At 60.9% G+C, this 10901-nt stretch carries 12 protein-coding genes; 10 read left to right on the top strand and 2 right to left on the bottom strand.

Annotation, left to right across the window (positions count from 1 at the left end; translation table 11 throughout):
• The coding region (locus QCE79_RS10600; protein WP_309844014.1) for an FAD-binding protein at positions 1-727 on the top strand (727 nt) is incomplete at its 5' end.
• An 86-nt stretch (positions 728-813) separates the two neighbouring features.
• Positions 814-2604 carry an acyl-CoA dehydrogenase gene (locus tag QCE79_RS10595; RefSeq protein WP_309844011.1) on the top strand — a complete coding sequence of 597 codons (1791 nt, stop codon included), beginning with the start codon at positions 814-816 and terminating at the stop codon, positions 2602-2604.
• A 99-nt stretch (positions 2605-2703) separates the two neighbouring features.
• Here QCE79_RS10595 and QCE79_RS10590 read toward each other — a convergent pair whose 3' ends face one another.
• A complete protein-coding gene (locus QCE79_RS10590) occupies positions 2704-3990 on the bottom strand; it encodes a D-amino acid dehydrogenase (protein WP_250509334.1) in 1287 nt (428 codons plus the stop codon).
• 151 nt (positions 3991-4141) lie between these two features.
• Here QCE79_RS10590 and QCE79_RS10585 point away from each other — a divergent pair, with 151 nt between their 5' ends.
• Complete coding sequence (locus tag QCE79_RS10585; RefSeq protein WP_244825891.1) at positions 4142-4630, top strand: Lrp/AsnC ligand binding domain-containing protein; 489 nt, start codon at positions 4142-4144, stop codon at positions 4628-4630.
• 68 nt (positions 4631-4698) lie between these two features.
• Complete coding sequence (locus QCE79_RS10580; RefSeq protein WP_309844007.1) at positions 4699-5826, top strand: PA0069 family radical SAM protein; 1128 nt, start codon at positions 4699-4701, stop codon at positions 5824-5826.
• A 23-nt stretch (positions 5827-5849) separates the two neighbouring features.
• Here the strand turns inward: QCE79_RS10580 and QCE79_RS10575 are convergent, their stop codons facing one another.
• The gene (locus QCE79_RS10575) at positions 5850-6353 is read right to left on the bottom strand and encodes a TM2 domain-containing protein (protein ID WP_244825889.1); all 504 of its coding nucleotides are present in this window, start codon (positions 6351-6353) and stop codon (positions 5850-5852) included.
• 295 nt (positions 6354-6648) lie between these two features.
• Here QCE79_RS10575 and rpsP point away from each other — a divergent pair, with 295 nt between their 5' ends.
• The 6 genes from rpsP to QCE79_RS10545 all read left to right on the top strand — a co-directional run bounded on the left by rpsP (position 6649) and on the right by QCE79_RS10545 (position 10901).
• On the top strand, positions 6649-6903 hold the full coding sequence (gene rpsP, locus QCE79_RS10570; RefSeq protein ID WP_008342343.1) for a 30S ribosomal protein S16: 255 nt from the start codon (positions 6649-6651) through the stop codon (positions 6901-6903).
• Positions 6904-6965: 62 nt separating this feature from the next.
• Positions 6966-7697 (top strand): ribosome maturation factor RimM, encoded by a 732-nt coding sequence (rimM, locus tag QCE79_RS10565; protein ID WP_309844004.1) that lies wholly within the window; start codon positions 6966-6968, stop codon positions 7695-7697.
• 36 nt (positions 7698-7733) lie between these two features.
• Positions 7734-8504 carry a tRNA (guanosine(37)-N1)-methyltransferase TrmD gene (trmD, locus tag QCE79_RS10560; RefSeq protein WP_309844001.1) on the top strand — a complete coding sequence of 257 codons (771 nt, stop codon included), beginning with the start codon at positions 7734-7736 and terminating at the stop codon, positions 8502-8504.
• Positions 8505-8653: 149 nt separating this feature from the next.
• Complete coding sequence (gene rplS / locus QCE79_RS10555; RefSeq protein ID WP_250465293.1) at positions 8654-9046, top strand: 50S ribosomal protein L19; 393 nt, start codon at positions 8654-8656, stop codon at positions 9044-9046.
• Positions 9047-9193: 147 nt separating this feature from the next.
• On the top strand, positions 9194-9847 hold the full coding sequence (locus tag QCE79_RS10550) for a CoA pyrophosphatase (RefSeq protein WP_309843997.1): 654 nt from the start codon (positions 9194-9196) through the stop codon (positions 9845-9847).
• 115 nt (positions 9848-9962) lie between these two features.
• The gene (locus QCE79_RS10545) at positions 9963-10901 is read left to right on the top strand and encodes a CobD/CbiB family protein (RefSeq protein WP_244825882.1); all 939 of its coding nucleotides are present in this window, start codon (positions 9963-9965) and stop codon (positions 10899-10901) included.

Here is a 10901-nt window from a genome sequence, read left to right as displayed (position 1 = left end):
CGAGAATGTCGAGGGCACGGTGCTGAATATCGCGAAGGACTATTCGCACATCCTCGCGCCCGCGACGGCCTATGGCAAGAACATCGCCCCGCGTATCGCGGCGCATCTTGACGTCGCGCAGATCAGCGACATTACCGCCGTCGACAGCGCCGATACCTTCGAGCGTCCGATCTACGCGGGCAACGCTATCGCGACGGTGCAATCGAGCGATCCGATCAAGGTCATCACGGTGCGTGCAACGGGCTTCGATCCAGTGGCGGCGGAAGGCGGCAGTGCATCGGTCGAGAAGATCGAGGCGGCAGCCGACGCTGGCATCTCGTCATTCGTCAGCCGCGAAGTCACGAAGCTGGATCGGCCGGAACTGACATCGGCTTCGATCATCGTTTCGGGTGGACGTGGTCTCGGCAGCGGCGAGAACTACACGAAGGTGCTCGAACCGTTGGCCGACAAGCTTGGCGCGGCAATGGGCGCATCACGCGCGGCGGTGGATGCCGGTTACGTGCCGAACGACTATCAAGTGGGTCAGACGGGCAAGATCGTCGCGCCGCAGTTGTACGTGGCCGTTGGTATTTCGGGCGCCATTCAGCATCTGGCCGGGATGAAGGACAGTAAGATCATCGTCGCCATCAACAAAGATCCGGAAGCGCCTATTTTCAGCGTCGCGGATTACGGCGTCGTCGGCGACCTGTTTTCGCTCGTGCCGGAACTGGTGAAGGAAATCGGCTGAGCACGCGTCGCTCGCCGACTTAGAACCGAAAGGGCGCGACATTCGTTGCGCCCTTTTTGTATCGGATGAATGAGGAGACAAGAACGATGAGCTATCACGCCCCCGTCAAGGACATGCTGTTCGTCATCAAGGAACTGGCCGGTATCGACGGCATCGCCGCTTTGCCAGGCCACGAAGACGGCAGCTTCGATACCGCGCAAGCCGTCGTCGATGAAGCCGCGCGCTTTTGCGGCGAGGTCGTCGCGCCGCTCAACGTCGAAGGCGACCGCAATCCGAGCGCGTGGGCAAATGGCGAAGTCACGACCACGCCCGGTTTCAAGGAAGCGTTCCGTCAATTCGGCGAGGGCGGCTGGCAAGGCGTCGTGCATCCCGAGGAGTTCGGCGGACAGAACCTGCCGAAGCTCATCGCCACGCCGTGCATCGAGATGCTCAACTCAGCGAGCCTTTCGTTCGCGCTGTGTCCCTTGCTGACCGATGGCGCAATCGAAGCGCTGCTCACCGCAGGCAACGACGCACAAAAAGCCCGCTATCTGCCGAAGTTCATTTCCGGAGAATGGACCGGCACGATGAACCTCACCGAGCCGCAAGCCGGCTCCGATCTCGCGCTGGTACGCACGCGCGCCGAGCCGCAGGGCGACGGTTCCTTCAAGCTGTTCGGCACGAAGATTTTCATCACCTACGGCGAGCACGACATGGCGAAGAACATCGTCCATCTCGTATTGGCGCGCACGCCTGACGCGCCCGAAGGCGTGAAGGGCATCTCGCTATTCATCGTGCCGAAGTTCCTCGTCAACGAGGACGGCTCGACCGGCGCGCGCAACGACGTGCATTGCGTGTCGATCGAGCACAAGCTCGGCATCAAGGCGAGTCCCACGGCCGTGCTGCAATTCGGCGATCACGGCGGCGCGGTCGGGCATCTGATCGGCGAAGAGAATCGCGGGCTCGAATACATGTTCATCATGATGAACGCCGCGCGCTTCGCCGTTGGCATGCAGGGCATCGCGGTTGCGGAGCGGGCGTATCAGCAGGCGGTCGCGTATGCGAAGGACCGCGTGCAAAGCCGTCCGGTCGATGGCTCATCGAAAGAGCCAGTGACCATCATTCATCATCCCGACGTGCGCCGCATGCTCTTCACCATGCGCGCTTATACCGAAGGCGCCCGCGCGCTGGCGTATGTCGCCGCGTCGCACAGCGATCTCGCGCATGGTCATCCCGATGAAAAAACGCGCAAGAGCCATCAGTCGATCTACGAATATCTCGTGCCGATCATCAAGGGATTCAGCACGGAGATGTCGGTGGACGTGGCGAGCCTCGGCGTGCAGGTGCATGGCGGCATGGGGTTCATCGAGGAAACGGGCGCCGCGCAGCATTATCGCGATGCACGCATTCTGCCGATTTACGAAGGCACGACCGCCATTCAGGCCAACGACCTGATCGGCCGCAAGACGGTGCGCGACGGAGGCGCGACGGCGCAGGCGTTGCTCGCGCAGATCGATCAGACCATCGCTGCTCTTGCGGATACGGAGGGCCAGGCGTTCATGTCGATGCATCGGCACTTGAGCGCGGGGAGCTTGTCGCTCGCGCGCTCGGTCGAGTTTATCGTCGCGAAGTTCAGAAGCGATCCGAACGCGGTGTTCGCGGGCAGCGTGCCGTATTTGCGGCTCGCGGGAATCGTGCTGTGCGGTTGGCAGATGGCGCGCGCAATGCTCACCGCGCAAAAAAAGCGCGGCGAGGACGAGCGCTTTTATGCGGCGAAAATCGCTACGGCTCAGTTTTACGCGGAACACATTCTGTCGCAGGCGCCGGGCATCGAGGCATCGATTGTCAGCGCGAATGGGAGCGAAGGCGTGCTCGCGTTGAGCGAGGATCAGTTTTGATGTGAGCGCCGAAGCTCGTCGAACGCGAGCCGACGCCCGCGCATGAAAAAACCCCACGTCGTTCGCAACGTGGGGTTTTCTTCGTGCGTGATTGCCTTCTCAAGCATAAGCGGGACGCGTCTTCACACCGACTTCGCCCATATAACGATGCACCGACAAATCGTCGGCCCGAATCGCGGGTTGCTTGCCGGACATCAGGTCGGCGAGCAGTTGGCCGGAACCGCACGACATCGTCCAGCCGAGCGTGCCGTGTCCGGTATTCAGATACAAATTCGGCACCGGCGTGCGGCCAACGATCGGCGTGCCGTCCGGCGTCATCGGGCGCAGGCCAGTCCAGAACTTGGCGCTGGCCGTGTCGCCACCGCCGGGGAACAGGTCGTTCACGCACATTTCCAGCGTCTCGCGGCGCGCCTGCTTCAACGACTTGTCGTAGCCGACGATCTCCGCCATGCCGCCCACGCGAATGCGGTCGTCGAAACGCGTGATCGCGATCTTGTACGTCTCGTCGAGCACGGTCGAAACGGGCGCGCGGGCCGCATCGACGATAGGCGCGGTGAGCGAATAACCCTTGAGCGGATAAACCGGAATCTTGACGAGATCGCCGAGCAACTTCGGCGAATATGAACCGAGCGCGACGACGTAGGAGTCACCTGTCACGAGTTCCTTGCCGCATTGCACGCCGGCAATCCGGCCCTGGCTCATTGCAAGTGCGTCGATTGGCGTGTTGTAGCGGAACTTGACGCCCAACGCTTCGGCCATGGCGGCGAGGCGCGTGGTGAACATCTGGCAATCGCCGGTTTCGTCGTTCGGCAGGCGCAAGCCGCCCGTCAGTTTGTGCGATACCGCTGCGAGCGCCGGTTCTGCCTTCGCGAGTTCGGCCGACGAGAGCAATTCGAACGGAACGTTCGCGTCTTTCAACACCGCGATGTCTTTCGCCGCGCCGTCCAGTTGCGCCTGCGTGCGGAAGAGTTGCAGCGTGCCGCCGGTGCGGCCTTCGTAGTGAATGCCTGTATCCGCGCGCAAGGCTTGCAGGCAATCGCGGCTGTATTCGGCAAGGCGCACCATGCGGCCCTTGTTGACCATGTAGCGATCTTGCGTGCAGTTACGCAGCATTTGCCACATCCATTGAAGTTGAGTCATCGTGCCGTCGAGACGAATGGCAAGCGGCGCGTGCTTTTCGAACATCCATTTGACGGCCTTGAGCGGCACGCCCGGCGCGGCCCACGGCGACGCGTAGCCCGGCGAAATCTGCCCGGCGTTGGCGAAACTCGTTTCGAGCGCGGGGCCGGCTTCGCGGTCGATGACCGTGACTTCGTGACCCGCCCGCGCCAGATAGTAAGCACTGGTTACGCCGACGACGCCGCTTCCGAGAATAACGATACGCATGAGTTCTCCATCAGGATTCGATGAAACTGCCCGTTTGCGCGCAAGAAGTGGAACTGAGCCGCGGACGGAAGTTTGTGTAGTGTTATCGCCTATACTATTGATGTCGATATAGTTTTAGTTAATGTATTTGGCGGATTTTCAGGAAAAACGCATGAGAACACAGCGAAATCCGGTGCGCGCGCTCGATAAGCTCGATCACAAGATCCTGAACATTCTTCAAGCGGATGGCCGCATTGCGATGAAGGACCTTGCGGAGCGCGTCGGGCTGTCCGTCACGCCTTGTATCGAAAGGGTGAAGCGCATGGAACGGGACGCCGTGATCACGGGCTATTACGCGCGTGTTAATCCGGCTCAGCTCGGCGCGGCGCTGCTGGTGTTCGTCGAGATCACGCTGGATCACAAGAGCGGCAATATGTTCGAGCAGTTTCGCCGCGAGGTGCAGCGCATTCCGGAAGTGCTCGAATGCCACCTCGTTTCCGGCGATTTCGACTATCTGATCAAGGCGCGGATCGGCGAAATGGCCGACTACCGCAAGCTTCTTGGCGACATCCTTCTACAACTGCCGGGCGCGGTGCAGTCGAAAAGTTATGTGGTAATGGAGGAGATCAAGGAAACGCTGATGATCCCGGTGGACGTGTGATTTTTTGCTTGCGATGACGTGTCGATACTGTATATTTGTACAGTACATTTTCTGCTGCGCTCATCGTCATGCCGACACCCGACCGTGAATTTCCTGTCGCGCCGCCCGCGCCGCTGAAAGGGCGCGGCGCGGTGACGAACATGCAGGGACGCTACGAGAAAGACGCACGCGAACGCGTGGACGACGGCTGGCTACACGAAACGGACGGTGACGACGAGGGCGCGCCGCCGCTTCGCACACAAGTGTTCGAAGAACGCGCAAAGAGCATTCTGACGCACAACAATTCGCCCGACATACCGTTTAGCGTGTCGCTCAATCCGTATCGCGGGTGCGAGCACGGCTGTATCTATTGCTTCGCACGTCCGACGCATAGTTACCTTGGCCTGTCGCCGGGACTCGATTTCGAAAGCCGCATTTACGCCAAGATCAACGCCGCCGAACTTCTCAGGCGCGAGATCGGCAAGCCGAAGTACGAGCCGGAATCCATTGCGCTCGGCGTGAATACGGACGCCTATCAGCCCGTCGAGCGCGATCTCAAGATCACGCGCAGCGTCATCCAGGTGCTGCACGATTGCGGTCATCCGTTCGCAGCGATCACGAAGTCATCGCTGATCGAACGCGATATCGATTTGCTGGCGCCCATGGCGGAGCGCGGGCAGGTCATGGCGGCCATCACCGTGACTACGCTCGATGCAGACATCGCCCGCACGCTCGAACCGCGCGCGGCCACCCCCGCGCGGCGTCTGCGCACGATCCGCACGCTCGCCGAGGCGGGCATTCCGGTGGGTGTGAGTATCGCGCCGGTAATTCCGTTCGTCACGGAGCCGGACCTGGAGCGGGTGCTCGAAGCGTGTGCGGAAGCGGGCGCGAAGACCGCCAGCTACATCGTGTTGCGCCTGCCATGGGAAGTGGCGCCGCTTTTCAAGGATTGGCTCGCGGCGCATTTTCCCGATCGTGCCGACCGCGTGATGAGCCGCGTACGCGACATGCGCGGCGGCAAGGACTACGACGCGGACTTTGCCAAACGCATGAAGGGCGAAGGATTATGGGCGGACATGCTGAAGCAGCGCTTTCAACAAGCAACCAAGCGTCTGGGATTGAACGCCCGGCAGCGCGGCATTCTCGACATGTCGGACTTCAAGCCGCCCGCGTTCGTCAAACCGGTGCCAGACAAAGGCCAGCTCGACTTGTTCTAACGCCTGCACTCGTCGTCTATCGCCTACTGCGACAGTGTCTTCGCAGCTTCCACCTGGCTTTCGAAATAAGTCTGGAACGTCAGCGCGAGGCCGGTCATCAGCAAGAACGCGCCGAACAGCAATGAAAAAATGACGATGAAGATGACCGTCCAGCCCGAATCGCTTTGCCGGTTGGTATGCGCGTTGAATTGCGCGTCCCACTTGGCGTCGGGTCGAAGACCGTAGACGATCGCGGAAAGAAACGCCGCCAGCAGCGATACGGCGCCGGGAAACGCCAGCACCCAGCCCAGAATCGAAGTCCGCTCCGTCGCCGCGAGCAACAGATAACCCACCGCGCCCAACACGATGCCGACGATATGCGCCCAGCCCCATTTGTCGCGCATTCCATACAGATAGAAACGGTGCAGTCCAATACTGCCGAAAAAAAACGCGAGCGCCGCCGTCAGCGTCTTCGAGCGGAAGTACGGGCAGTTCTGGTTGCCGGCCGGTTTCGGGCCGGTCTCGGTAGCGACGGACGAAGAAGTCATCAGCGAAAGCGGTGGTATCGGTGGTGAAAATAGTGGCGAGCGCGCCGTCTTATCGCGGATTGCTCTGATTGCGCAAGGCGAGAATCCGACATCTTACGCTTCTCGCTTCCGCGGTCACACACTGGCACAATGCCGCACTGGCCGCTGCGGGGCTTTTGTCCCTGCGGCGCGCCGTTTGAAGCGTTCCAAACCCGAACTGCGCGCAATAATCACGTTAAGTGTTTGTTGGGGCGTCGGTTTCCGCTATAATCGCGTGTTCTGGTAGTTCCGAACCCCGGTTTTCAAGGATTTCAGCATGGTCATCATCCGCTTGGCTCGTGGCGGCTCGAAGAAGCGCCCGTTTTACAACATCGTCGCAACCGATTCGCGTAGCCGCCGTGACGGCCGCTTCATCGAGCGCGTTGGTTTCTACAACCCGGTCGCGACCAAGGGCGAATCGCTGCGTATCGCTCAAGATCGTCTGACCTACTGGCAAGGCGTTGGCGCGCAACTGTCGCCGACCGTCGAGCGTCTGGTCAAGCAAGCTCAGCAAGCTCAACCGGCTGCTTAAGTGCCGGTTAGTTTGTCGACTGAAGTTCAGTCGTTCAAGGTATTCCGCTTCAAGGTCTGCTGATGCCCGCGCGTAATTCCGAATCCGGCAACGTCGCTGGCAATGTCAGTCGAGCGAAGCCGAAGCAAGAAGAAAATGCCAGCACGTTTGGCGCGTTCGTCCGGAAACCCGGCGCGCGTCGCGTGACGGCGGACGCTTCAGGCGAAGGCAAAGCGTATGAAGCACCGGCGGGGGTCGAGTCGGTAGATGGTCTTCCTGAAGACGCGGTGGAAATCGGTTTTATCGCCGATGCCTACGGTCTGAAGGGCTGGATAAAGATCGTTCCGCACGCCAACGGCAAGCTGGGCGGCGACGCGCTGCTCGGTGCGAAGAACTGGTGGCTCGTCAAAGGCCGCGAGCTCAAGTCCGCACGTTGTGTTCAGTCTAAAGTGCACGCGGATACCATCGTCGCGCGCCTGTCGGGCTGTGACGATCGCGACGCCGCGTTGTTGCTGAAGGGTCACGCGGTCTACATCGCTCGCAGCGACTTCCCGAAGCTCGACGACGAAGACGAGTTCTACTGGGTCGATCTGATCGGCCTCGATGTCGAAAACGAAGCGGGCGTGGCGCTTGGCCGTGTCGCCGACATGATCGACAACGGCGCGCATTCCATTCTGCGGATCGAGTATCCGAGTACCGACAAGGATGGCAAGCCCGTCACCGAAGAGCGGCTCATTCCGTTCGTCGGTGTGTATGTGAAGACGGTGGATCGGGCGGCGAAACGCATCATCGTCGACTGGGACGCCGACTATTAACCCGGTGCTCGTCATCGGCAAGTTACGGAGAGAGCGATGCAGTTCGATGTCGTAACGCTCTTTCCCGAAATGTTCCGCGCGCTGACCGACTGGGGCATTACCAGCCGGGCAGTGAAGCAGGAGCGGTTCGATTTGCGTACGTGGAATCCGCGCGACTTCACCACGGACAATTACCGCACCGTCGACGATCGCCCGTACGGCGGCGGCCCCGGCATGGTCATGCTGGCACGTCCGCTAGAAGACGCGATCGCGGCCGCGAAAACCGCGCAGCGCGAGCAAGGCATCGCGACGACGCGCGTCGTGATGATGTCGCCGCAAGGCGCCAAGCTCGATCACGAACGCGTGATGCGCATGGCCGCCGAGCCGGGCCTCGTGCTGTTGTGCGGTCGTTACGAAGCAATCGACCAGCGTCTGATCGATCGTGAAGTAGACGAAGAAATAAGCCTCGGCGACTTCGTGCTGTCAGGCGGCGAATTGCCCGCCATGGCGTTGATGGACGCTGTCGTGCGCCAGTTGCCCGGCGTGCTGAACGACGCGCAATCGGCGGTGCAAGACAGTTTCGTCGACGTACTTCTGGATTGTCCGCATTACACGCGTCCGGAAGAATACGAAGGCGCGCGCGTTCCCGATGTGCTGCTCGGCGGCCATCACAAGGAAATCGACGCCTGGCGCAGGCGCGAAGCATTACGCAACACATTCACGAAGCGGCCCGATCTGATTCACCGGGCGCGCAAAAGCAAGATGTTGAGCCGTGCCGACGAGGCATGGCTCGCAGATCTCGCGAAGACGGCGTCGAAGTCCGAATAGACTTCGAGCCGACGAGCGGGGCAAATGGGGGCGCTGAATTCAACCTCGGCGCCAGAAGTGAACCCATCCTCTACCGGGGCCTTATCAACGAAATCGCGCAAGCGAAATCTAGGCACACAACTCCGGCAAGATGGCACAAGGAGTCAGTAATGAATCTGATTGAGCAACTCGAGAAGGAAGAGATCGCGCGCGTTTTGGGCGAGAAATCGATCCCCGACTTCGGTCCGGGCGACACGGTCATCGTCAACGTGAACGTCGTCGAAGGTACGCGCAAGCGCGTGCAGGCTTACGAAGGCGTCGTGATCGCCAAGCGTAATCGTGGCCTGAACTCGAACTTCATCGTCCGCAAGATTTCCTCGGGCGAAGGCGTTGAGCGTACGTTCCAGACCTACTCGCCGCTGCTGGCGAGCATCGTCGTGAAGCGTCGCGGCGACGTCCGTCGTGCGAAGCTGTACTACCTGCGCGAGCGCTCGGGGAAGTCGGCACGTATCAAGGAAAAGCTGTTTACGAAGGACCGTACCGCCGCAGCCGCTGCAGAGTAAAGACTCAGCGTCCAGGCGCCGTACTGAAAAAGCACCCTCGCGGGTGCTTTTTTCTTTGGTGTGTTCAAATTGAATCTTCGACATCCTGGCTTTCGACCCGTGTCCACCGGCAAGACTTCGACTCCCCGCATTCTCGAACCTGAACGAATGCCCGTCCTCTCGACGGGCGCCGCGCTTCCCGCCATACCACCCGAGCGCCTCACGCCCGAAGGACTGCGAGCGCGTTTCGCACAGACGCTCGAATGGACGCAGGAAGCGCCCGAACAGCGCATCAAGGCCATCGGCGGCGATCCGCGCGTGGCTTCTGTTCTCGTGCCGCTCGTCGTGCGTGAAGGCGGTCTGACCGTGCTCCTGACACAGCGGGCCGACCATCTTTCCGACCACGCGGGACAAATCAGCTTTCCCGGCGGCCGTCAGGAACCCGAGGACGCCGATGCCGCCGCCACCGCGCTACGCGAAGCACGCGAGGAAGTCGGCTTGGGCGCGGAGCATTGCGAAGTGGTCGGCGCGCTGCCGGACTATCTGACAGGCACCGGATTTCGCGTGACGCCTGTCGTTGCCTTGGTCTATCCGCCGTTCGCGCTCAAAGCCGATACGAGCGAAGTTGCCGATATCTTCGAAGTGCCGCTCGCGTTTCTGATGGACTCGGCAAACCACGAAGTGCGCGTTTTCCAATGGGAAGGTGGCGAGCGTCGTTTTTTTGCCATGCCTTACAAACCCGATGAAAAGACGGCTCCGTATTTCATCTGGGGTGCAACGGCTGGCATGTTGCGCAATTTCTACCGCTTCCTCGCCGCCTGACGCGTCGACGTGCGACGTTACGCGACCTTGCGATTGGTCAGCGCGTCTGAACGCATCGAACGCTGTGCTATCGTTACGCGAAACTCGAACTACTCCGACCGTTTCGGCGCACCGCATGACTTTTTTCTCTGTATTGCTGGCTCTTATCCTCGAGCAGGTGCGTGCGTTATCGCCGCACAATCCGATCTCGGCGTTGCTTCAGTATCATGCGGAAAGCACCGCCCATGGCTTCGACGCGGGCAAGGAAAAGCACGGCATCGTCGCGTGGCTGGTGGTGGTGTTGCCGTGGACGCTCGTGGTCGGGCTCATCTATTACGTGCTGTATCGGATCAACTTCGTTCTGGCGTTTTTCTGGAACGTGGTGATCGTGTACTTCACGCTCGGCTTTCGTCAGTTCAGCCACTATTTCACCGATATCCATCTCGCGCTCAATAACGACGACGTGCCGCGCGCTCGCGAGGTGCTCACGGAGTGGACCGGTCTCGATACCGTCGACATGCCGGTAAGCGAGATCGTGCGCCACACGCTCGTGCACGCGGTAATCGCGTCGCATCGGCATGTGTTCGGCGTGTTCTTCTGGTTTCTGATTCCCATCGGGCCGGCTGGCGCGGTGTTTTATCGGATCGCCGAGTATCTGGCGCGTGCGTGGACGGAGCCGAATCCCGAGCGGACCGCAGCGTTCTCATCGTTCGCGCAGCGTGCGTTTTTCGTGATCGACTGGATTCCTACGCGGCTTACCGCGCTCGGCTTCGCAATCGTCGGCAATTTCGAGGATGCGATCTACGCGTGGCGCAATCACGCGCGTCAGTGGCCGGACCCGAACGAAGGCGTGTTGCTCGCGGCCGGCAGCGGCGCGTTGGGCGCGCGTCTCGCAGGACCGCTCGCCGAACCGCTGAGCGTCGAGGCGCTCGCCGTGGGCGATGCAAGCCCGCTGCCCGTCGGTGACGACTGCACGCCACGCACGCTCCAATCGGCGGTTGGCTTGGTGTGGCGCGCGGTGATCTTGTGGATGTTGATCCTGCTCATGCTGACCATTGCCGTCTGGCTGGCATAG

The organism is Caballeronia sp. LZ003, from assembly GCF_031451465.1.
Classification (GTDB): domain Bacteria; phylum Pseudomonadota; class Gammaproteobacteria; order Burkholderiales; family Burkholderiaceae; genus Caballeronia.
This window is presented reverse-complemented; position numbering and strand designations above follow the sequence as displayed.

Excerpts from the sequence above, each read along its gene's own strand:
- QCE79_RS10595 (WP_309844011.1), top strand. The coding sequence starts at position 814 with ATGAGCTATCACGCCCCCGTCAAGGACATGCTGTTCGTCATCAAGGAA.
- QCE79_RS10590 (WP_250509334.1), bottom strand. The coding sequence starts at position 3,990 with ATGCGTATCGTTATTCTCGGAAGCGGCGTCGTCGGCGTAACCAGTGCT.
- QCE79_RS10585 (WP_244825891.1), top strand. The coding sequence starts at position 4,142 with ATGAGAACACAGCGAAATCCGGTGCGCGCGCTCGATAAGCTCGATCAC.
- QCE79_RS10580 (WP_309844007.1), top strand. The coding sequence starts at position 4,699 with ATGCCGACACCCGACCGTGAATTTCCTGTCGCGCCGCCCGCGCCGCTG.
- QCE79_RS10575 (WP_244825889.1), bottom strand. The coding sequence starts at position 6,353 with ATGACTTCTTCGTCCGTCGCTACCGAGACCGGCCCGAAACCGGCCGGC.
- rpsP (WP_008342343.1), top strand. The coding sequence starts at position 6,649 with ATGGTCATCATCCGCTTGGCTCGTGGCGGCTCGAAGAAGCGCCCGTTT.
- rimM (WP_309844004.1), top strand. The coding sequence starts at position 6,966 with ATGCCCGCGCGTAATTCCGAATCCGGCAACGTCGCTGGCAATGTCAGT.
- trmD (WP_309844001.1), top strand. The coding sequence starts at position 7,734 with ATGCAGTTCGATGTCGTAACGCTCTTTCCCGAAATGTTCCGCGCGCTG.
- rplS (WP_250465293.1), top strand. The coding sequence starts at position 8,654 with ATGAATCTGATTGAGCAACTCGAGAAGGAAGAGATCGCGCGCGTTTTG.
- QCE79_RS10550 (WP_309843997.1), top strand. The coding sequence starts at position 9,194 with ATGCCCGTCCTCTCGACGGGCGCCGCGCTTCCCGCCATACCACCCGAG.
- QCE79_RS10545 (WP_244825882.1), top strand. The coding sequence starts at position 9,963 with ATGACTTTTTTCTCTGTATTGCTGGCTCTTATCCTCGAGCAGGTGCGT.